This window comes from Cobetia sp. 4B, from assembly GCF_018831605.1.
Taxonomy (GTDB): Bacteria; Pseudomonadota; Gammaproteobacteria; order Pseudomonadales; family Halomonadaceae; genus Cobetia; species Cobetia amphilecti.
Genome location: NZ_CP059843.1, coordinates 327,544 through 347,844, shown reverse-complemented (window position 1 = coordinate 347,844; position 20,301 = coordinate 327,544). Strand labels below are relative to the sequence as shown.

Sequence of the window (20,301 nt, the reverse complement as noted above, 5' to 3'; positions counted from 1 at the left end):
GACTGACATGCCCGCGGGGGCTTCTAGTTTCACGCATTGACGCAAGCCTGCCAACCGCCGCGCCCACGCCGAAGACTCTTCCTGACGGGGGCAGGCATTCTACCGGATTTTGTGCGTCATCGCCTCGCCGGCGACCAGGCAAATGCCACAGCGATGACAAATCGCGCCCATGAAAAAACCGCCTTCGCATCGAGGATGCAAAGGCGGCTTGGGTACCGCAGCAGTCGCTACACCGGATCACCGGCCAGCCACTGCAAATCAGCGATTACTCGCCGACCACGACCACACGGACAGTGGCAGTCACTTCAGCGTGCAGCTGCAGCACGATGTCGTATTCGCCAGTGTTGCGCAGCGGGCCTTCCGGCATGCGGACTTCGCTCTTGGCGATGTCGATGCCAGACTGGGCGATAGCTTCGGCCAGATCACGCGGACCGATGGAACCGAACAGCTTGCCTTCTTCGCCAGCTTTGGCGACCAGGGACAGTTCGATTTCGTTCAGCTGAGCGGCACGCGCTTCAGCTTCGGTCTTGCGCTCTGCAACCTGTGCTTCCAGCTCAGCGCGCTGAGCTTCGAAAGCTGCCTGGTTTTCAGCAGTGGCCGGAACTGCCAGGCCGTACGGCAGCAGGTAGTTGCGACCGAAGCCAGCCTTGACGGAAACCTGGTCACCCAGGTTGCCCAGCTTGCCAATCTTGTCGAGCAGAATGACTTGCATCTCGTAAACCTCTTATCGATGACTGCCGGCGAGACGTGCGCGAAAATCCGCAAAGACGTCCACAAGCGCCAACAGCAGCAAAATCAGAATCGTGGGCCAGGTGGTCAGCATCATGAAATAGACGCCGACGAGCCATAACCCGCTCATCCCCTTTAACCCGATGTAACCATGTACCAGGGCAATGCCCGCCACCAGCAGCGGTATCCAGATCAGCAGGAGCACTGCAGGTACATTGAGCAGTACGCCAATGATCCCGCAGGCTGCCAGTATCAGAATTTCGGGCAAACTCAGCCGAAAGGCATGGAATTCGCTGCGAAACCCACCCGGATTGTAGAGCCCGGACTGCCAACTGCGCGCCAGGGCCAGACAGCCCGTGGCGGCCAGCAGGACCACCAACCCGGTAATACCACCGATGACCAGCCCTGCGAGCTGTTCAGTCGGCACACCTTGAGCGGCAAAGTCGTTCAAGCGTGCGTCAAGCTCAGGGGCATTCTTGCGAATGCTCTCAAGCAGTGGACCGGCTCCGCCTGGTGGCAGGAATATCCCGGACTGCACCATCAGTGCCGCCGTCAGGCTGGCGCCTATCAGCGCCTCACCCCATCGCACGCGAGCGCGCAACAGGGTTGCCATAAGGGTGACCAGCAATACGGTTGCCAGAGGCACCGGATCGCCTTGTACCCACCACCAACCGGCCGGAACGGCGGCGGCGATGACTACGGGTGCGGCAGGCGCAAGGCCACGCCGAAGCGTGACCAGCGCACTGATGGCGGCACTGAACCAGAAGAACCAGGGCACGATTCCCGTCAGCAATGCAATCGCGATGCATTGCAGGGGGCCGCGCATGGCCCAGCGTGCCAGTGCCAGCATCATGGTGTCGCCTTACTGGTGGCTGTCGCTGTACGGCAGCAGAGCCAGGTAGCGAGCACGCTTGATGGCAGTCGCCAGCTGACGCTGGTAGCGTGCCTTGGTGCCAGTGATACGGCTCGGGACGATCTTGCCGGTCTCGGTGATGTAAGACTTCAGGACTTCGATGTCCTTGTAGTCGATCTGCTTCACGCCTTCAGCGGTGAAGCGGCAGAACTTGCGACGACGGAAAAAACGTGCCATTGCAATGACCTCCTGGGGGTGCGGTATCAGTTAGCGTCTTGAGCTTCGGATTCGTCACGCTTGTCTTCGCGACGCGGACGCTTCTCTTCAGCCGGCTTCATCATCGGAGACGGCTCGATGGCCGCTTCCTTTGAACGCACAACCAGGTTACGGATGACGGCGTCGTTGAAACGGAAGATGGTTTCGAGTTCTTCGACCACCTCACCGGTAGTTTCGACGTTCATCAGCACGTAGTGGGCCTTGTGGATCTTGTTGATCGGGTAGGCCAGGTGACGGCGACCCCAATCTTCCAGACGGTGCACAGTACCGCCGGCTTCGGTCACGATGGAGGTGTAACGCTCGATCATGGCCGGAACCTGTTCGCTCTGGTCCGGGTGGACCATGAACACGATCTCGTAGTGACGCATGGCTTGGCTCCTTTCGGTTTGACAGCCCCCACGGCGCGTCTCGGGCCGGGAAGCAAGGAGTGGAGTGATTACTACGGTTGTGCCATTCAGACCCGAAGGCCACGAAAGACGCGCGCGGGCGAGGACAGGTGCCCCCATGCCGCGCATTCACTGCAGACTGCACTTCACAGAACCGCAGTATTGTAGAGAGGAGTCAAGGGCTTGGCAAGCGGCCCGTGAAAGACAGCCAGCCCCGTTCCGCCGGCCGCTTCTCTCTTGCCTCTCTCTTGCCTCTCTCTTGCCTCTCTCTTGCCTCTCTCTTGCCCCTCCCCTGACTATCCCCTGCCGACAATTGCCTCAGCCGCGGCGCTGACGCACGGCCTCGAACAGGCAGATGCCCGCGGCAACCGAGACATTGAGGCTGGAGACGCTGCCCGCCATCGGCAGCTTGATCAGGCTGTCGCAATGCTCGCGGGTCAGGCGACGCATGCCCTTGCCCTCGGCACCCATCACGATGGCGACCGGGCCGGTGAAATCGGCTTCGAAGGCCATGGATTCGGCTTCGCCCGCCGTGCCCAGCACCCAGACACCGGCTTCCTTCATGGCGTCCAGCGTGCGGACCAGGTTGGTGACCTGATAGACCGGCACCACTTCCGCTGCCCCACAGGCCACCTTGCGCACGGTCGCATTCAGTGAGGCCGACTTGTCCTTGGGCACGATGACGCCATGGGCGCCCGCAGCATCGGCACTGCGCAGGCAGGCACCGAGATTGTGCGGATCCGTGACGGAGTCCAGCACCAGAAACAGCGGAGCTTCTTCGTGGGACCAGCCATCGAGACGCAGCTTGAGGCCGGTCTCGTTCTCGGTGGCCAGCGGCGCGCACAGCGCGACCAGCCCCTGATGGGCACCACCGCCGACGGCCAGTGCATCCAGCTCCTCGCGCCCCTTGAGGGTGACGCGCGAGCCGGCGGCACGCGCCTGCTCGATGATCTCGCTCAGGCGCAGCTCGGCCTCGCCCGCCTGCACCCACAGCTCGCTGGGTGCGCGATCACGAGCCAGCAAGGCTTCCACGGCGTGCACGCCATAGACGGCCTCCAGGCCACCGGGAATCTTCGGCGCGGCGGCGCGAGCGCCACCCTTGCGCGCCCCGCCACGCTCATGACGCTGAGCGCCGCTGCGCTCGCCTCGGGAATGCTCACTTCTGGCGTGGCTAGCACGCTCGCCGGCGGGCTTGCCGCGGCCGGGCTTGCGCCCCTTGTCCTGACTCATTGTGCCTTCCTGACTGATGACCCGACGGGCCCTGTCACATTGACGGAAACTGAGCTGCCGCCGACGCGACAGCCTTGAAATCGTGCAGCCTGACGGCTGCCCAACGCATCAGCCCCGACCGGAGCCGGGGCTGATGCAGTGACGCGCGAGGAGCCGAGCCGAAATCAGCTGCGGCCGTTACCGCGACGCCCGCGCGAGCGCGAACCCCGCTTGCGCGACGGGTCGTCCTTGCCTGCGGCACCCATCGGCGCGACCGGCGCGAACGGGCTGTCGGCGGCTTCCGGGCCACTCGGCACGGCCGGACGCGCCGCAGCGGGCGCCTCGGCGGCGGGCTGCTGCTCATTGCCAGCGGCGGCCTTGCGCTCTCCACGGCCCGAGCGATCATTGCGCTCACCGCGCGGTTTGCGCGGCGGACGCTCACCTGCCGGCTTTTCGGCCGCAGCCGCGCTGCCATTGCCTTCCTGACTGACTTCCTCGGTCAGGGACTTGAGGCGTTCGCGCTCACGCTTGCCGGGACGTCCCTTGGCGGCGGATTCCTTGCTGGCAGCGGAACCACTCTTGCCGGCTGCCGGCTTGTCGCCCTCGCTGCTGCGAGCCTTGCGCGGCTTGCGCTTGGGACGCGGCGTCGGGTCGCTGAGCATGAAGTCGATCTTGCGCTCATCCATGTCGACACGGGCCACCTGGACGGTGACGCCATCGCCGAGACCATAGCTGACGCCGGCACGCTCACCCTTGAGGCGATGCTTCTCGGCCTCGTAGTGATAGTAGTCGGACGGCAGCGAGGAGATGTGCAGCAGGCCTTCGACGTAGTAGGCATCCAGACGCACGAACAGGCCGAACTGGGTGACTGCCGCTACGGTGCCTTCCAGCACTTCCCCGACCTTGTCCTTCATGAACTCGCACTTGAGCCAGTCGTTGACGTCACGCGTCGCTTCATCGGCGCGGCGCTCGGTCATCGAGCAGTGCTCACCCAGCTCGAGCATCTGCTCGAAGGTGTACGGGCACCACTTGGTCGGGCGCTCGGTCACGGCATCTTCGGCGCGCAGCACGGTGTCGGTCTTGCGCGGGCCACGGATGACTGAGCGAATCGCACGGTGCACCAGCAGATCCGGATAGCGACGGATCGGCGAGGTGAAGTGCGCGTAGGCATCGTAGGCCAGACCGAAGTGACCTTCGTTCTGCGGCGAGTAGACCGCCTGGGTCATGCTGCGCAGCATCACGGTCTGGATGATGTCGAGGTCCGGGCGCTCGGCGATCGAGGCACGCAGTGCCTGGAAGTCCTTGGGTGCCGGCTCGTCGCCACCTTCCAGCGTCAGACCCAGCTCGCCCAGGAAGGCGCGCAGGTTGTTCAGACGCTCCGGTGCCGGCTGCTTGTGGACACGATAGAGGGCCGGGAGATCGTGCTCATCCAGGAAGCGTGCCGTCGCGACGTTGGCCGCCAGCATGCATTCCTCGATCAGCTTGTGCGCGTCGTTGCGGGTACGCGGCACGATCTGCTCGATCTTGCGCTCATCGTTGAACAGGATCTGCGTTTCGGTGGTCTCGAAGTCGATGGCACCGCGCTTGTCACGCGCCTTGCGCAGCACACCGTAAAGCGCGTGCAGGTTGTGCAGCGACGGCAGCAGTTCATTGTACTGCTGACACAGTGCCTGACCTTCCTCACTTTCCGGGTCGGTCAGCATGGTGCCGACCTTCTCGTAGGTCAGGCGAGCATGCGAGCGAATCACGGCTTCGAAGAAGCGATAGTCGAGCATCTCGCCACTGCTGGCAGAGATGGTCAGCTCACAGACCAGCGTCAGACGATCGACATGCGGGTTGAGCGAGCACAGACCATTGGAGAGCAGTTCCGGCAGCATCGGCACGACCTGACCCGGGAAATACACCGAGTTGCCGCGCACATAGCCTTCCTGATCCAGCGGGCTGCCGCCACGCACGTAGTGGGAGACGTCGGCGATGGCGACCAGCAGCTTCCAGTTGCCATTGTCGTCCTGCCAGGCACAGACGGCGTCATCGAAGTCCTTCGCGTCTTCGCCATCGATGGTGACCAGCGGCGTCTCGCGCAGGTCGATGCGGCCATTCTTGTCTTCTTCCAGCACCTCGGCGGAAATGGTCGAGATCTGGTCTTCGACTTCCGGCGGGAATTCACTGGGGATATCGTGGGAACGGATCGCGATATCGATTTCCATGCCCGGGTCCATGCGCTCACCGAGCACCTCGACCACTTCACCCACCGGCTGCACGCGGGTGGCGGGCTGCTGAGTGATGCGCACGGACACCACCTGACCGTCCTTGGCACCATTGGCCACGCGGTTGGGGATGATGACTTCCTGCGCGATGCGCGAGTTCTCGGGAATCAGCACACCGAAGTCCGGCTCGGACTGACGGTAGATGCCGACCAGGGTCTGGGTATTGCGCGCCAGCACCTCGACGATGGTGATCTCGTCGCGGCCACGACGATCACGGCCGCTGACGCGAGCCAGCACCTGATCGCCATGGAAGACGCGACGCATCTGGCGCGGCGGCACGGCGAGGTCCGGCTTGACGCCATCTTCGCGCGCCAGGAAGCCGAAGCCGTCGCGGTGACCGACGACGCGGCCACGGATCAGGTCCAGCTTGTCGATCAGGGCATAGGCACCGCGACGATTGCGCAGCACCTGACCATCACGCTCCATGGCATTGAGGCGACGGCGCACAGCTTCCTGCTGCTCCTCGTCCTCGAAACCGAGCATGCGGCTCATGTTCTCGTGGGTAATGGGCTTGCCATACTCTTCCAGCTTGTCGAGCAAGAACTCTCGGCTGGGGATGGGCTTGTCGTACTTATGGGCTTCGCGTTCCGCGTGCGGGTCGTCGCTGAGCGTCCATTGGGTCATTAATCAGGATTCCTTGACGATGAATTCGAGACGGGCAGCGATCGCGGCACGGAATGACAGGTTGTCTCTCATCCGCGCATTATAGCCTCTACCCTTGGGCCGACCCAACCATTCCCCGCCACTCATCACGGCGGAGGGGCCATTCAGTGCTCTCAATGGCGGCCCGGGGCCTGACTCTCAAGTCTGAAAGCTCGCCAATTGATGAGCTTCATCTGTCTGTTCTCTCTCTGTCCTCTGTCTGTCCTCATGAAGCGAGAGAGGCTTTCTGCGGCTCGCTCAGCAGGACATGAAAGAAAAAGCTTGCATTCCCGCAGTACATCCGTATTATTCGGCACCACTTGCCCAGATGGCGGAATTGGTAGACGCGCTAGCTTCAGGTGCTAGTGTCCGTATGGACGTGGAGGTTCAAGTCCTCTTCTGGGCACCAATTTCAGGTTTCATGTTGGCGTGACACACGTTAAGATGGATACCAGAAAACGGGTAAAGCATTTAAGTTTCAACAACTTGACTGCTGATCCGGGTCTGCGGACCGAAACGAGTTCTGATGTCTGCCCAGGTGGCGGAATTGGTAGACGCGCTAGCTTCAGGTGCTAGTATCCGTAAGGATGTGGAGGTTCAAGTCCTCTCCTGGGCACCACGGACGTCAGACTCACAACGAACGACCCCTGTATCGCGCTTCGCCCAGATGGCGGAATTGGTAGACGCGCTAGCTTCAGGTGCTAGTATCCGTAAGGATGTGGAGGTTCAAGTCCTCTTCTGGGCACCACGATGCGCACTCGAACAGGGAACATGGTATCCACTACCAAGGATTTCATGCTCGTTCAGCTGCAAGACTCAGCTCTTGAGACTTCAGCACACAACTTGATGCCCAGATGGCGGAATTGGTAGACGCGCTAGCTTCAGGTGCTAGTGTCCGTATGGACGTGGAGGTTCAAGTCCTCTTCTGGGCACCATCAAGTTGATATCCGATGCATCCTCGCAGCGCCTGCTGCTCACATCGCGATACTCCCTCTCGCAATATCCTGACTGACTTACCCTCTTGTTTTGCCCAGACCCACAGCGCCCTGCGTTGTCTTTCGCATGTCGCGAAGAAAATACCGCTCGCCTCATGCGCAACTTGTCCACACCCATTACTACGCCTGGCATTGTGGATAACTCTTTTCAACTGCACCCCTTCAGTCGGCACCCGTCCGCCGAACTCCTTCAGTACGTTCCTGTCAGTCGGACCTTGGCTATACGCTCAATAACGTGATGGCGTACGACTGAAACTGTCGACCTGCCAGCCATCGCGCACGACTTGCGCCTCGAGGCGCTGCTCGACGTCATCGGGGAGCTCATGGAAGAAGTCCAGCCCTGTCAGTGACTCGATGCGATCGATGCTGACCAGAAAACGGTCCAGCGGCTCATCTCCCCTCACCTGCTGCGGGAAGAGAAATGCCAGCGCACGCGGTGCCTGCCGACCGGAGCCGGGCGAGATGATGACCTTGTAGAAGGCGTCGGGAATCTCGATCAGATTGGGCAGCCGCTCGATACTGCCGCTGAAGACCGGCCCTGCCGTGATCCACAGTGCGCCTTCGCGCGGCAGGATGCTGTCCATGATGGCGGCTTCCAGCCGTTGCCAGAGCTTGCGATTGAGCGCCGGTGTCTGTGGCGAGATATTCGTCATGCGGAAGGTCTGATGCTGCGCCTTGACGCCGTAGATCTTGCCGATGGCGTAGTTGGGCGCCAGGTGCCCACGATCGTAGCCACTGTTGCGATAGCTATCCGGCGTGACGGGCCATAGCGAGCGCCAGTCGCGCTCGAACTCGTCAGGACGCTCCCCCAGCCGCGACCCTTGAGTATTCTCGAGCCGCCATGTCACCCACAACGGGTTGGCGCGCAGATCAGACCAGCCCACCAGATAGGCATCGCTGCGCAAGCCGCGCGCCAGCGTCTTCCAATCCAGCGCACGCGCCTGCGGCACGCCCTGCCAGACGTAGAACTGCTGGTAGTCGCGCTCCTGCCACCACCAGAGCCCACCCCCTACCAGTGCAAACACCACGCTGACCCCGAAGCCCCGCCACAGCTTGCGGCCGGCCGAGCGAATATCGTCCATCACATCCAGCATCCCGCCATTTCCTTCTTGTCGTTGCAGTTACCTCGGCAAGGCATGCATCCATCATTTCGCCACGGCCCGCGGGCCACAGCGACGCCATTCACGTTCCTGCGTCGATTCCATCATGCCAGAGTTCTGCCAGCGAGGCTGACGGTTGCCCCAACTCAAGCCACAATAAGCAGGCAGCACCCGCTTGACGCACCATCGGCGAGCAGAGACCTCCTGACAAATCTGCCCGAACACCGATGGCGCAGAACCTGACCACATGTTCAGTATCTGGCATGCCACCTGCATCCATGAATGCCAGCAAGCGGTCAGCAATGCCACACAGAGCGCCCATCAAGGCACCGGTGGCACCTGCGACACTGCAACGACTGACATGCAAGCGCCTCCTGACAGGCGAGCCGTGACCGCAGCACATCCCGACGGTTGTGCTCCATTGATGAGAAGGAATCCGACCATGGCCAATCAGAGCCGCCGTAACTTCATGCGCAACAGCCTGCTGGGGCTCGCTGCCCTGCCGCTGGGCGCCGCCATACTCTCACCCCGCGCCCTTGCCGCCGACCTGCCGCGGCTGGATACCTCCAATCCGCAAGCCAAGGCGCTCAACTACGTGGAAGTCGCCAGTGAAGCCAAGGACCACCCCGCCTTCAAGCCGGGTTCAGACTGCGCCAACTGCATGTTCTACAAGCCCGAGAACGAAGGCTGCCAGCTTTTCCCAAGCCATAGCGTCGAGCCGAAGGGCTGGTGTCAGTCCTGGACCAAGCGCCCGGCCTGAGGCGCGCAACCGGAACCCTCTGGCTGAGAGCACGTGCACGAGAGCCGATTGAGACAAGAAAACCGCCGCGAGGGTGTCCTCACGGCGGTTTTTTCATGCCTGCCTTATGCCGATTGCGTGCCGGTCAGGTCAGGCATCCCTCGACACCCCCTCGATCCGCCATGAGCGTCACCTGACGCCCTGTCAGCCGGGATTGGCGTCCTCCGGCAGTGGCCACTGGTAGCGCCTTGCCACCTCATCGTTCTCCATCGACTCCAGATGGACAGGGAAGCCCCACAGCTGATGCAGATAGCGCATCACGGGGTAGACGCTGCGCGCCAGCGGGCGGCGATCATCCTGCACATGGCGCAGGGTCAGCGAGCGATCACCGCGAATGTTGGCGGCCCACACCTGGATATTCGGCTCACGATGGCTCAGCGCGTACTGCACGCACAGCGCCTCACGAATGCGCTTGTAACCGCGACTGTCGTGAATGGCGTCGATGACGAGATGCTCATCGCTGTCATCATCGACCAGCGAGAACAGCTTGAGATCCCGGATCACCTTGGGCGACAGGAATTGCTGGATGAAGGACTCATCCTTGAAGTTGCGCATCGCGAAGTGCACCGTTTCCAGCCAGTCGCTGCCGGCGATATCCGGGAACCACTCACGATCCTCATCATCGGGGTTCTCACAGATACGCTTGATATCGGTGAACATCGCGAAGCCCAGCGCATAGGGATTGATGCCGTTGTAATGCGGGTGATCGAAGCCGGGCTGCTGCACCACCGAGGTATGCGACTGCAGGAACTCGAGGATCACGCCCTCGCCGATCAACCCCTCATCATAGAGCTGATTCATGATGGTGTAGTGCCAGAAACACGCCCAGCCCTCGTTCATCACCTGCGTCTGGCGCTGCGGGTAGAAGTACTGCGCCAGCTTGCGCACGATACGCACCAGCTCGCGCTGCCAGGGCTCCAGCAACGGGGCATTCTTCTCGATGAAATAGAGCAGGTTCTCCTGCGGCTCCGGCGGATAGCGGCCGCGACGATGCAGACCGAGAGGATCATTGACCTCATCGATCACCTCATCCTCTTCGCCCGCCTGGGGAATCGTGGTCCACAGCGCATTCACCTGGGCCTGCAGGTATGCTTCACGCTCCTGCTGACGCTGGACCTCCTCCTCCGGCGAGATGGCCGAAGGACGCTTGTAGCGATCCACGCCATAGTTCTGCAGCGCATGGCAGGCGTCGAGCAGCTGCTCGACGGCGTCCACGCCATGGCGCTCCTCGCACTCGGACACGTATTTCCGCGCGAAGACGAGGTAGTCGATGATCGCCGAGGCATCCGTCCAGGTGCGGAACAGATAATTGCCCTTGAAGAAGCTGTTGTGGCCATAGCAGGCATGCGCCATGACCAGAATCTGCATCATCAGGGTGTTCTCTTCCATCAGATAGGCGATGCACGGGTCGGAGTTGATCACCAGCTCATAGGCCAGCCCCATCTGCCCTCGCCGATACGCCTGCTCCACCGACAGGAACTGCTTGCCGAACGACCAGTGATGGTAGCCGACCGGCATGCCGATGCTGGCGTAGGCATCCATCATCTGCTCGGACGTGATCACCTCGATCTGGTTGGGGTAGATATCCAGCTTGTACTGCGCGGCGATGCGCGCGATCTCGCTTTCGAAATGCTCGAGCAATTCGAAGGTCCAATCCGACCCGCTGGCCGGCTGGGTATCTTCGAGCCGGCTATCGATGCGCTTGCTCATTCGGTCATCAAGACCGCCATCAAGACCATGACTCATGAGGCCTCCTGGCCCGGCGCGATTGCCGGGCACGTCGCATGATGTGATCAGGCGCTGATGCGGCGCTTGAACAGCTCGCGGAATACCGGGTAGATATCGCCTGCCTCGACGATCTGCTGCATGGCAAAGCGTTCCGGAAATTCCGCCTCGACCCGCTCGTACTCCTCCCATAGCGCCTGATGGGCATGCGGCGTGATCTCCACATAGGCGTAGTACTGCAGGCGCGGCATCAGCTTCTTGATCATCAGTTCGCGACAGTTGGTGGAATCGTCGTCCCAGTTGTCGCCATCCGAGGCCTGCGCCACGTAGAGATTCCACTCACCGGCCGGATAGCGCGATTCGATCACCTCATCGAGCAGCGTGAGGGCACTGGACACGATGGTGCCGCCGGTCTCGCGGGAGTAGAAGAACTCCTCCTCGTCGACCTCCTTGGCAGCGGTGTGGTGACGGATGAAGACCAGCTCGACCTTCTCGTAGTTGCGCTCCAGAAACAGATACAGCAACAGGAAGAAACGCTTGCCGATGTCCTTGTGCGCCTGGGTCATCGACCCCGAGACATCCATCACGCAGAACATCACCGCCTTGTTGGACGGCATCGGCTGATTGATGAGGTGGTTGTAGCGCAGATCATAGGTATCGAGGAACGGCACCGCCTTGAGGCGCGCCTCGAGCCGCTCGATTTCCGCCTTGAGCTCACTGATGCGCACCTTGTTGCGCAGCACCGGGTCCTTGCGCTCCTCCTGCTCCAGCGCTTCGACAGCTTCCTTCAGCGCCCGCTTGATCGGGGAACGCATCGCGATGCGCCGCGCCTGTGCTGAACGCATCGAGCGCACGATGTTGATACGTGCCGGTGTGCCGTCACGCGCGATCCCCGCGCGCACCGGGCGCACCTCTTCCATGTCCGCGATCTGCTTGCGCTCCAGATGCGGCAGTTCCAGCCCGTCGAAGACGAACTCGAGAAATTCCTCACGCGACAGGGTGAAGGCAAAGTCGTCTTCCCCCTCGCCCTGATTGGAGGCCTGGCCCTCGCCACTGCCGCCTCCCCCACCACCGCCGCTGGGACGGCGCATGCGGTCCCCTTCGACAAATTCCTTGTTGCCGGGATTGATCACACGCCGCTTGCCGCCTTGTCCGTGCTGGAAGACCGGCTCGGAAATGTCTCGCGTCGGGATGGAGACTTCCTCGCCGCGCTCCATGTCGGTGATGGAGCGCCGATTGACGGCATCCTCCACCGCCCGCTTGATATGACTGCGATAGCGCCGAATGAAGCGCTGTCGATTCACTGCACTCTTGTTGCGTGCATTGCTGCGTCGATCAATGAAATAACTCATTCGCCCTCCTTGCCGGCACCGCCCTCAGCGGATGGCCGGATGGCAAGTGCCGGCGGCAATCGTGCCCGCCGGCAGGCCTGTCGTCAGTCGGCAGGGCTTACTGCGACTTGCGTACGCGCAGATACCATTCGGACAACAGGCGCACCTGCTTCTCGGTGTAGCCGCGATCCACCATGCGCGCCACGAAGTCCTCGTGCTTGCGCTGGTCGGATGCCGAGGCCTTGGCATTGAAGGAGATGACCGGCAGCAGCTCTTCGGTATTGGCGAACATCTTCTTCTCGATCACCGCACGCAGCTTCTCGTAGGACTGCCAGCTCGGGTTGGTACCGTTGTTCTGCGCCCGTGCGCGCAGCACGAAGTTGACCACCTCGTGACGGAAATCCTTCGGGTTGGAGATGCCCGCGGGCTTCTCGATCTTCTCCAGCTCCTCGTTGAGTGACTGACGGTCCAGCAGTTCGCCGGTCTCGGGATCGCGATACTCCTGCTCCTGGATCCAGAAGTCGGCATAGGTCACATAGCGATCGAAGATGTTCTGCCCATACTCGGAATAGGACTCGAGGTAGGCGGTCTGGATCTCCTTGCCGATGAAATCGACATAGCGGGGCGCCAGGTATTCCTTGATATAGCGCAGATAGCGCTCATGGGTTTCCTTGGGCAGCTGCTCCTGATCGAGGCGCTGCTCCAGCACGTAGAGCAGATGGACCGGATTGGCCGCGACCTCACTGGCATCGAAGTTGAAGACCTTGGAGAGAATCTTGAAGGCAAAGCGTGTCGAGAGCCCATCCATCCCCTCGTCGACACCGGCGCTGTCGCGGTATTCCTGGATCGACTTGGCGCGCGGATCGGTATCCTTGAGGTTCTCGCCGTCATAGATACGCATCTTCGAGTAGACGCTGGAATTCTCCGGCTCACGCAGACGCGACAGCACGATGAACTGCGACAGCATGCGCAGCGTATCCGGGGCACAGGGCGCCTGATTCAGCGACGAATGCTCCAGCAGCTTGGCGTAGATCTTGACCTCCTCGGAAGCGCGCAGGCAGTAAGGCACCTTGACGATATAGACGCGATCGAGGAAGGCCTCGTTGTTGCGGTTGTTGCGAAATGCCTGCCACTCACTCTCGTTGGAGTGCGCCAGCACCACGCCATCGAAGGGAATCGCGCCCATGCCTTCCGTCGGGTTGTAATTGCCCTCCTGGGTCGCGGTCAGCAGCGGGTGCAGCACCTTGATCGGCGCCTTGAACATCTCGACGAATTCCATCAGCCCCTGGTTGGCCTTGCACAGCCCGCCGGAGAAGCTGTAGGCATCCGGGTCGTCCTGGGCATAGAGCTCCAGCTGACGGATATCGACCTTGCCGACCAGCGCGGAAATGTCCTGGTTGTTGTCATCGCCCGGCTCGGTCTTGGAGATACCGATCTGATTGAGGCGCGAGGGATAGAGTTTGACCACGCGGAACTTGCTGATATCACCGCCATATTCCTTGAGGCGCTTGGCGGCCCACGGTGACATGGCACTGCGCATGCAGCGCTGGGGAATGCCGTACTCCTTCTCGATCAGCTCGCCATCTTCCTCCGGCGAGAACAGCCCCAAAGGAGACTCGAAGACCGGCGAGCCCTTGATGGCATAGAAGGGAATCTGCTCCATCAGCAGCTTGAGACGCTCCGCCAGAGACGACTTGCCGCCGCCCACCGGGCCGAGCAGATACAGGATCTGCTTGCGCTCCTCCAGTCCCTGCGCCGCATGCCGGAAGTAGGAAACGATCTGCTCGATAGCCTCTTCCATGCCATAGAACTCGGCAAAGCTTGGATAACGGCGGATCAGCTTGTTGGAAAAGATACGGGAAAGACTGGGGTCCTTGGCGGTATCGATGACCTCCGGTTCACCGATGGCCGCCAGCATGCGCTCGGCAGCGCTGGCGTAGGCAGTAGTGTCCTGCCGGCACAACTCCAGGTACTCCTGGAGACTCATCTCTTCTTGCTGAATCCGCTCGTAGCGGCTCTGCACGTGATCGAAGATGCTCATGGAAGCCTCCTTGTCGCGACATCAGTCGCTGGGACCATCGCCGGGCCCACTCAGGTAAGACCGCAAAATTCGTTCGTCCGCTCAGCCTGGATAGCGTACGCAGGACGACTGCCTCGGCGTGTTTATCAGCATAGGTCGATATAGGGTGCTGGTGTCCAATACAGTGAATGAATGCATTCAACGAACTTTCCGCCGGCGGAGCCAGTTCTGCCAAGCACCGCAGGATCTACGGCAGCCAGTGGGTCAGCAGACACTACGATGGCGCCTGAACACCCCTGGCAACGCGTTGAAGAAAGCTGCGAAAGACGCGAAAACTCGACCAATGCTTCTGCTGTCGCGGGTGATTCACTCATGACATGTTGCACCGCAGCACACCTTGAGCATAGGAACAGACTGACGGTTGACGCCAGTCACTCTCACGCCCAGACGACACTGCATACCAGCCAGTCGAGCAAGAATGGCCACGCCCACACCTCACACCCGACCGCCTCCGCCACGCTTCATACAGCCTCCTGGCTCACCACAAAGACCATGAAAACAACGACTGGCGACGAAGTGGCTACCAACCTGATCAGACTCTTGCCTCAGACACGCATGACGTTGACAAGAGCGGACAACCGGCCACAAAAAAATCCCCACCGCCGGGGCGATGGGGATCTCGAGGGAGGCGCTCACGCCTTGGGGACTGCCTGAATCAAGAGGCTCACAGCACGTCGCGAATATCCTTGAGCAAGGCGTCGAGCAACTCGGTGGTGGTATTCCAGGAGCAGACGAAGCGCGCGCCACCCGCACCGATGAAGGTATAGAAGGTCCAGCCACGCTCACGCAGTGCCGCCAGCACATGCTCGGGGAAGCTGGCGAACACGCTGTTGGCCTCGCTGGGGAACAGCAGCTCGATGCCCTCCAGCACCTCGAGTCGCTCGGCCAGATACTGTGCCATGCCGTTTGCATGGCGGGCGTTGTTCAGCCAGACATCATTTTCCAGTAGCCCCATCCAGGGCGCCGCGATGAAGCGCATCTTGGAGGCCAGCTGACCGGCCTGCTTGCAGCGGTAATCGAAATCGCGTGCCAGCTTGCGATCGAAGAAGATCACCGCCTCCCCCATGGCCAGACCATTCTTGGTACCGGAGAAGCACAGCACGTCCACGCCCGCCTTCCAGGTCAGCTCTGCCGGCGAGACACCCAGCGCGGCGCAGGCATTGGCGAAACGGGCGCCATCCATATGGATCTGCAGATCATGACGGTCCGCCACTTCACGAATCGCCTGCAGCTCTTCCAGGCTGTAGACGGTGCCGACCTCGGTGCACTGGGTCAGGGAGATCACGCGCGGACGCGGATAGTGGATATCGCTGCGCTTGGTGACCAGCTGCTCGATGCCTTCCGGCGTCAGCTTGCCGTCGGGGCCCGGCGCGTTGAGCAACTTGGACCCGTTGGAGAAGAACTCCGGCCCGCCGCATTCATCGGTCTCGATATGGGCCAGTTCGTGGCAGATGACACTGTGGTAGGACTGGCACAGGTGGGCCAGCGACAGGGAGTTGGCGGCGGTGCCATTGAAGACGAAGAACACCTCGCACTCGGTCTCGAACAGCTGACGGAAGCTGTCGGTGACCTGCTGTGTCCAGCGGTCATTGCCGTAGGCGAGATCGTCATCACGATTGGCCTGCATCATGTACGCCATCGCCTCGGGACAGATACCGGACGTGTTGTCACTGGCCAGAAAGCGTGGAGTGCACGCTTCATCGGCAGCAGAGGTCGCAGCGGGGGTCGGGGCAATGGCGTCAGTCGTCATGGGGATTTCCAGAGCGGGACAGGGGATCACCCAGTCCGGTGAAACAGACACGGCTCCCGGATGGCAGGAGCCGCTGCAGAAACTCCATCATAACAGCGCTGCACGCCGCCGCCAGTGGCAGGTGAAGGCTGCACGCAAGCCACCGGAGGGCGCCTCGCGAGAGGGGACGAGCTAGATGACACTCGCCTCGCCAGCACCCTCAGATGGCCTGCAACGCCGGATAACCTCGCCGCCCCTGCAAGCCCCCGCTGTGCAGCACGCGAATGCGCGTACCGCGTGCGATCAGACCATTGGCCAGATGATGCGCCAGCGCTGCAAAAAGCTTGGCGGTGTAGACCGGCTCCACCGCAACGCCGGTCTCGGCCTCGAAGCGCTGAATGAACTGGATCAACCAGTCAGGCGCCTTGGCAAAGCCGCCGGCCTGCGCCCCCAGCCACAGGCCCCACTCCGGCGTCTTCTGCTGGCTGCCGCCACTCTCCGCCAGCAGGCGACGCACACGATGGTAGAGCTGATCGCCATGATTCATGGTCGGCACCCCGATGACCCGCAGCCCATCGCGCTCGCCCAGCGCACTCAGCACCCCGGCAAGCGTCGTACCGCTGCCACAGGCCAGCAGCACCAGCTGCGGCGCAGATTCGCCCGGCACCGGCTCGGCCAGCGCCTGAGCCAACGGTGCCAGCCCGGCGACGCCCTCCACGCAACCGCCACCCTCGGGAATCCAGACTCCCTCGCCATGGCGCCTGGCAAAATCAGGCTGATCGCGCTGCCGGTACTCGGCTCGCGAGACGAAACTCAAGCGCATGCCATTGTCGCGCGCATCGGCGAGCGTGGGCGTCAGCGGTGCTTCGGGATGCCCGCGCACCAGGCCATGCGTCTCGATGCCCAATCTGGCACCCGCCGCCGCCAGCGCATGCAGATGGTTCGACCAACCACCCCCACAGCTGATGATGCCCCGCTTCTCGCTCAACGCCCTGGCCAGCGGCAGACGCAACTTCCAGGCCTTGTTGCCGGAAATCTCGCTGTCCAGCGTGTCGGCGCGCAGGCACTCGACGATCACACCGACCTCATCGGCCAGCGGCCACGCCAGGCGCTCGACCGCTGGCGGCGTGAAGAGATCCAGCAGGCTGTCCAGTGTCTCGGCTACCGGCGGGGAGGCGGCCAGCGATGATGAAGTCCGAGCATCCTCCCTGTGAGGCGGCAAAGGACTGTCCTCTGTGTCCGGCATCAGAGCCTCAGCGGTGGCATGGCGTGAGGCGGCAGCGTGCGGTGACATGAGCAGATCCCATCGTGGCGGCAAGGCAGAGATCAGAGTGCATCGAGCCGCTGGCGCGGCGCCCGAGGCAAACTCTGAAGACGACAAAGCCACCACGGAGGCACATGCAGCAAAGGCACGGCGTCCGCGGTGGCTTCCATCAGTCTAGGCAGTGGTCAGGCTCAGCTCAACGCTGAATATCCCCATGCGTGATCGCGGTCAACTCAAAGGGCAGCGGCCGCCATGGTGCCCTGCGCGATCGCGCGCTTGGCATCCAGCTCTGCCGCCTTGTCGGCGCCACCGATGATATGCAGCTCCACCCCCGCCGCCTCCAGAGGCGCCTTGAGTTCCAGCACCGAATCCTGACCGGCGCACAGCACGATGCTGTCCAGCGCCAGATGCTGCTCTTCGCCATTGAGGCTGACAGTCAGGCCTTCGCTGTCGATCGAGCGATACTCACAGCCGGCGACCATCTTGACGCCACGCTGCTTGAGGGTCGCGCGATGCACCCAGCCAGTGGTCTTGCCCAGCCCCTTGCCGGGCTTGGAAGTCTTGCGCTGCAGCAGCCACACCTCACGAGGCGCCTGCGGCACCACGGGTGCCTTGAGGCCGCCAGGCGTGCTGACCGAGAGATCCACCCCCCACTCCTCGCACCACAGTTCACCATCCAGCGAGGGCGACGGCTCGACGTGAGTCATCAGCTCCGCGACATCGAAGCCGATCCCGCCAGCCCCGATCAACGCCACGCGCCGCCCGACCCGCTCCGGCGCACTGATCGCCTCGGCATAGCTGAGCACCTGACCCCGCTCGATACCGGCTTCGACACCCTCGATATCCGGCGTCCGCGCCTTCACCCCCGAGGCCAGAATCACGGCATCGAATTCCGCCAGTATCTCGGCGGTGGCGCGAGTATTGAGGCGCACCTCGACCCCACAACGCACCAGCTTCTCGTTGAAGTAACGCAGTGTCTCGTCAAACTCTTCCTTGCCGGGGATGCGGCGCGCGAAATTGAACTGGCCACCCACCTCGGACTGCGCCTCGAACAGCACCACCTCGTGACCACGCTCGGCCGCCGTCACGGCGGCAGACAGTCCCGCCGGCCCAGCGCCCACCACTGCCACGCGGCGCTCATGTCGCGCAGGCTCGATCACCATCTCGGTTTCATGGCAGGCACGCGGATTGACCAGGCACGAGGTCAGCTTCATCTGGAAGGTGTGATCGAGACACGCCTGATTGCAGGCGATGCAGGTATTGATGATGGCAGCATCGTCCGCCAGGGCCTTGCTGACCCATTGCGGGTCCGCCAGGAACGGCCGCGCCATCGACACCATGTCGGCATGGCCCTCGGCCAGCACCGACTCGGCAACCTCGGGCATGTTGATGCGATTGGTGGTGATCAGCGGCAGACTGAGCTCCTGCTTCATGCGCTGGGTCAGCCCCGTGAAGACAGCGCGCGGCACGCTGGTGACGATGGTCGGCACACGCGCCTCATGCCAGCCGATGCCGGTATTGATCAGGCTCGCCCCTGCCGCCTCGATGGCCTTGCCGAGCGCGACCACTTCCTCCCAGGTGCTGCCCTCATCGACCAGGTCCAGCATCGAGAGGCGATAGATGATCAGAAAGTCCTCACCCAGCGCGGCACGGATACCGGCGACGATCTCCACCGCCAGGCGGATGCGATTCTCGAAGCTGCCCCCGTACTCATCCTCGCGCTGATTGGTGCGCCGACAGATGAACTGGTTGATGAAATAGCCTTCCGAGCCCATCACCTCGACGCCGTCATAGCCGGCCTCGCGTGCCAGGCTGGCGCAGCGCACGTAGTCAGCAATCTGCTCCTTGACCTCTGACGTGCTCAGCGCGCGTGGCGTGAAGGGGTTGATCGGCGCCTGAATCGCCGAGGGCGCGACATGATCCGGCGAGTAGGCATAGCGCCCCGCATGCAGAATCTGCAGACAGATGCGCCCATCCTCGGCGTGCACCGCCTCGGTGACCTCGCGATGGTGCACCGCCTCCTCCGGGGTGGTCAGCTTCGCGGCTCCCTGCATGACAGCCCCTTCCGCGTTCGGCGCGATACCGCCCGTGACGATCAGCGCCACCCCATGGCGTGCACGCTCACGATAGAACGCCGCCAGGCGCGCGAAGCCATTGGGAGCCTCCTCCAGCCCCGTATGCATCGAGCCCATCAGCACACGGTTCTTGAGCGTGATGTGGCCCAACGTCAGCGGACGGAAGATATTCGGATAGGCAGTCATTGCGGTCTCTCCTTGGCTGTCTCGAGCACCTCGGACAATCATTGTTATATCGCGCCGCCGCCACTCTCATCAGCAACACTCACTCAGTCATGGTCGTCAGTAACAGGTTGTCAGGACATCAACGACTGATGACAGATGGCAAACGGTCGTATGAAACGAGTGATCCCAGTGTAGAGCATCGCGCCATGGGCTCAATACTCCCAAAGGCCACATTGCGAATGACATCCGTGATGACATCAAAAAGGTGAGCAACCGCGCAGGACACCCATCAACGGGAAAGAACGAAATGTCGTGATGTGCCCAGGGAAGACCGACAAGCCTGGAACATGGCAAGGTCGAGAAGAGATAAGAGAGAGGAAAGAGGCAAGGACAGGGAGACAAGTGGGGCTGGATCAGTACTGAAGACTTTCCGACAGCCAGAAACGCAAAAACCCGAGCTCGAAAGCTCGGGTTTCACGAATTCCATGAGATCGAATGGCGGACCGGACGGGACTCGAACCCGCGACCTCCGGCGTGACAGGCCGGCATTCTAACCAACTGAACTACCGGTCCGCATTGGTGGGTGATACTGGATTCGAACCAGTGACCCCAAGCATGTGAAGCTTGTGCTCTAACCAACTGAGCTAATCACCCAACACAAACGATCTTTGCTGCA

At 62.0% G+C, this 20,301-nt stretch carries 14 protein-coding genes and 6 tRNA genes; 5 read left to right on the top strand and 15 right to left on the bottom strand.

Annotated elements, in window-relative coordinates; translation table 11 throughout:
* Positions 1 to 265: 265 nt before the first annotated feature.
* From rplI to rnr, 6 genes are all read right to left on the bottom strand, one after another.
* Complete coding sequence (gene rplI, locus H2O77_RS01590) at positions 266 to 712, bottom strand: 50S ribosomal protein L9 (protein WP_043334754.1); 447 nt, start codon at positions 710 to 712, stop codon at positions 266 to 268.
* Between the two features lie 12 nt (positions 713 to 724).
* Positions 725 to 1,579 (bottom strand): hypothetical protein, encoded by an 855-nt coding sequence (locus tag H2O77_RS01585; protein ID WP_043334783.1) that lies wholly within the window; start codon positions 1,577 to 1,579, stop codon positions 725 to 727.
* Between the two features lie 12 nt (positions 1,580 to 1,591).
* Positions 1,592 to 1,819: a 30S ribosomal protein S18 gene (gene rpsR / locus H2O77_RS01580; protein WP_024952281.1), complete on the bottom strand. Its 228-nt coding sequence runs from the start codon at positions 1,817 to 1,819 to the stop codon at positions 1,592 to 1,594.
* A gap of 26 nt (positions 1,820 to 1,845) precedes the next feature.
* Complete coding sequence (rpsF, locus tag H2O77_RS01575; RefSeq protein WP_043334756.1) at positions 1,846 to 2,226, bottom strand: 30S ribosomal protein S6; 381 nt, start codon at positions 2,224 to 2,226, stop codon at positions 1,846 to 1,848.
* Between the two features lie 336 nt (positions 2,227 to 2,562).
* Positions 2,563 to 3,474 (bottom strand): 23S rRNA (guanosine(2251)-2'-O)-methyltransferase RlmB, encoded by a 912-nt coding sequence (gene rlmB, locus H2O77_RS01570; RefSeq protein WP_107335616.1) that lies wholly within the window; start codon positions 3,472 to 3,474, stop codon positions 2,563 to 2,565.
* Positions 3,475 to 3,638: 164 nt separating this feature from the next.
* On the bottom strand, positions 3,639 to 6,344 hold the full coding sequence (gene rnr, locus H2O77_RS01565; protein WP_215823755.1) for a ribonuclease R: 2,706 nt from the start codon (positions 6,342 to 6,344) through the stop codon (positions 3,639 to 3,641).
* Positions 6,345 to 6,684: 340 nt separating this feature from the next.
* Between rnr and H2O77_RS01560 the strand changes: the two genes are divergently transcribed.
* The 4 genes from H2O77_RS01560 (at position 6,685) to H2O77_RS01545 (ending at position 7,297) form a co-directional block, all read left to right on the top strand.
* Positions 6,685 to 6,771 (top strand) — tRNA-Leu (locus tag H2O77_RS01560).
* Positions 6,772 to 6,894: 123 nt separating this feature from the next.
* Positions 6,895 to 6,981: transfer RNA gene (locus H2O77_RS01555), tRNA-Leu, on the top strand.
* Positions 6,982 to 7,023: 42 nt separating this feature from the next.
* A tRNA-Leu gene (locus tag H2O77_RS01550) sits at positions 7,024 to 7,110 on the top strand.
* A gap of 100 nt (positions 7,111 to 7,210) precedes the next feature.
* Positions 7,211 to 7,297, top strand: a tRNA-Leu gene (locus tag H2O77_RS01545).
* A gap of 287 nt (positions 7,298 to 7,584) precedes the next feature.
* Here H2O77_RS01545 and H2O77_RS01540 read toward each other — a convergent pair.
* Positions 7,585 to 8,451 carry a DNA/RNA non-specific endonuclease gene (locus H2O77_RS01540; protein ID WP_240548672.1) on the bottom strand — a complete coding sequence of 289 codons (867 nt, stop codon included), beginning with the start codon at positions 8,449 to 8,451 and terminating at the stop codon, positions 7,585 to 7,587.
* 448 nt (positions 8,452 to 8,899) lie between these two features.
* Here H2O77_RS01540 and H2O77_RS01535 point away from each other — a divergent pair, with 448 nt between their 5' ends.
* On the top strand, positions 8,900 to 9,217 hold the full coding sequence (locus H2O77_RS01535; protein WP_043334757.1) for a high-potential iron-sulfur protein: 318 nt from the start codon (positions 8,900 to 8,902) through the stop codon (positions 9,215 to 9,217).
* A 183-nt stretch (positions 9,218 to 9,400) separates the two neighbouring features.
* Here H2O77_RS01535 and H2O77_RS01530 read toward each other — a convergent pair whose 3' ends face one another.
* From H2O77_RS01530 to H2O77_RS01495, 8 genes are all read right to left on the bottom strand, one after another.
* Positions 9,401 to 10,966 carry a SpoVR family protein gene (locus H2O77_RS01530; RefSeq protein WP_215824447.1) on the bottom strand — a complete coding sequence of 522 codons (1,566 nt, stop codon included), beginning with the start codon at positions 10,964 to 10,966 and terminating at the stop codon, positions 9,401 to 9,403.
* Between the two features lie 83 nt (positions 10,967 to 11,049).
* On the bottom strand, positions 11,050 to 12,333 hold the full coding sequence (locus H2O77_RS01525; protein WP_043334759.1) for a YeaH/YhbH family protein: 1,284 nt from the start codon (positions 12,331 to 12,333) through the stop codon (positions 11,050 to 11,052).
* Between the two features lie 97 nt (positions 12,334 to 12,430).
* A complete protein-coding gene (locus H2O77_RS01520) occupies positions 12,431 to 14,353 on the bottom strand; it encodes a PrkA family serine protein kinase (RefSeq protein ID WP_043334761.1) in 1,923 nt (640 codons plus the stop codon).
* Positions 14,354 to 15,056: 703 nt separating this feature from the next.
* On the bottom strand, positions 15,057 to 16,142 hold the full coding sequence (locus tag H2O77_RS01515) for a low specificity L-threonine aldolase (protein WP_215823754.1): 1,086 nt from the start codon (positions 16,140 to 16,142) through the stop codon (positions 15,057 to 15,059).
* A gap of 199 nt (positions 16,143 to 16,341) precedes the next feature.
* Entirely contained in the window at positions 16,342 to 17,415 is a 1,074-nt protein-coding gene (locus tag H2O77_RS01510; protein WP_215823753.1) for a pyridoxal-phosphate dependent enzyme, read from the bottom strand.
* Between the two features lie 203 nt (positions 17,416 to 17,618).
* Entirely contained in the window at positions 17,619 to 19,646 is a 2,028-nt protein-coding gene (locus tag H2O77_RS01505; RefSeq protein WP_215823752.1) for an NADPH-dependent 2,4-dienoyl-CoA reductase, read from the bottom strand.
* A 475-nt stretch (positions 19,647 to 20,121) separates the two neighbouring features.
* Positions 20,122 to 20,198, bottom strand: a tRNA-Asp gene (locus tag H2O77_RS01500).
* Positions 20,199 to 20,202: 4 nt separating this feature from the next.
* A tRNA-Val gene (locus H2O77_RS01495) sits at positions 20,203 to 20,279 on the bottom strand.
* Between the last annotated feature and the right edge of the window lie 22 nt (positions 20,280 to 20,301).

Excerpts from the sequence above, each read along its gene's own strand:
- H2O77_RS01510 (WP_215823753.1), bottom strand. The coding sequence starts at position 17,415 with ATGTCACCGCACGCTGCCGCCTCACGCCATGCCACCGCTGAGGCTCTG.
- H2O77_RS01585 (WP_043334783.1), bottom strand. The coding sequence starts at position 1,579 with ATGCTGGCACTGGCACGCTGGGCCATGCGCGGCCCCCTGCAATGCATC.
- rnr (WP_215823755.1), bottom strand. The coding sequence starts at position 6,344 with ATGACCCAATGGACGCTCAGCGACGACCCGCACGCGGAACGCGAAGCC.
- rpsR (WP_024952281.1), bottom strand. The coding sequence starts at position 1,819 with ATGGCACGTTTTTTCCGTCGTCGCAAGTTCTGCCGCTTCACCGCTGAA.
- H2O77_RS01540 (WP_240548672.1), bottom strand. The coding sequence starts at position 8,451 with ATGCTGGATGTGATGGACGATATTCGCTCGGCCGGCCGCAAGCTGTGG.
- H2O77_RS01530 (WP_215824447.1), bottom strand. The coding sequence starts at position 10,966 with ATGAGCAAGCGCATCGATAGCCGGCTCGAAGATACCCAGCCGGCCAGC.
- H2O77_RS01505 (WP_215823752.1), bottom strand. The coding sequence starts at position 19,646 with ATGACTGCCTATCCGAATATCTTCCGTCCGCTGACGTTGGGCCACATC.
- rplI (WP_043334754.1), bottom strand. The coding sequence starts at position 712 with ATGCAAGTCATTCTGCTCGACAAGATTGGCAAGCTGGGCAACCTGGGT.
- rlmB (WP_107335616.1), bottom strand. The coding sequence starts at position 3,474 with ATGAGTCAGGACAAGGGGCGCAAGCCCGGCCGCGGCAAGCCCGCCGGC.
- H2O77_RS01515 (WP_215823754.1), bottom strand. The coding sequence starts at position 16,142 with ATGACGACTGACGCCATTGCCCCGACCCCCGCTGCGACCTCTGCTGCC.
- H2O77_RS01520 (WP_043334761.1), bottom strand. The coding sequence starts at position 14,353 with ATGAGCATCTTCGATCACGTGCAGAGCCGCTACGAGCGGATTCAGCAA.
- H2O77_RS01535 (WP_043334757.1), top strand. The coding sequence starts at position 8,900 with ATGGCCAATCAGAGCCGCCGTAACTTCATGCGCAACAGCCTGCTGGGG.
- rpsF (WP_043334756.1), bottom strand. The coding sequence starts at position 2,226 with ATGCGTCACTACGAGATCGTGTTCATGGTCCACCCGGACCAGAGCGAA.
- H2O77_RS01525 (WP_043334759.1), bottom strand. The coding sequence starts at position 12,333 with ATGAGTTATTTCATTGATCGACGCAGCAATGCACGCAACAAGAGTGCA.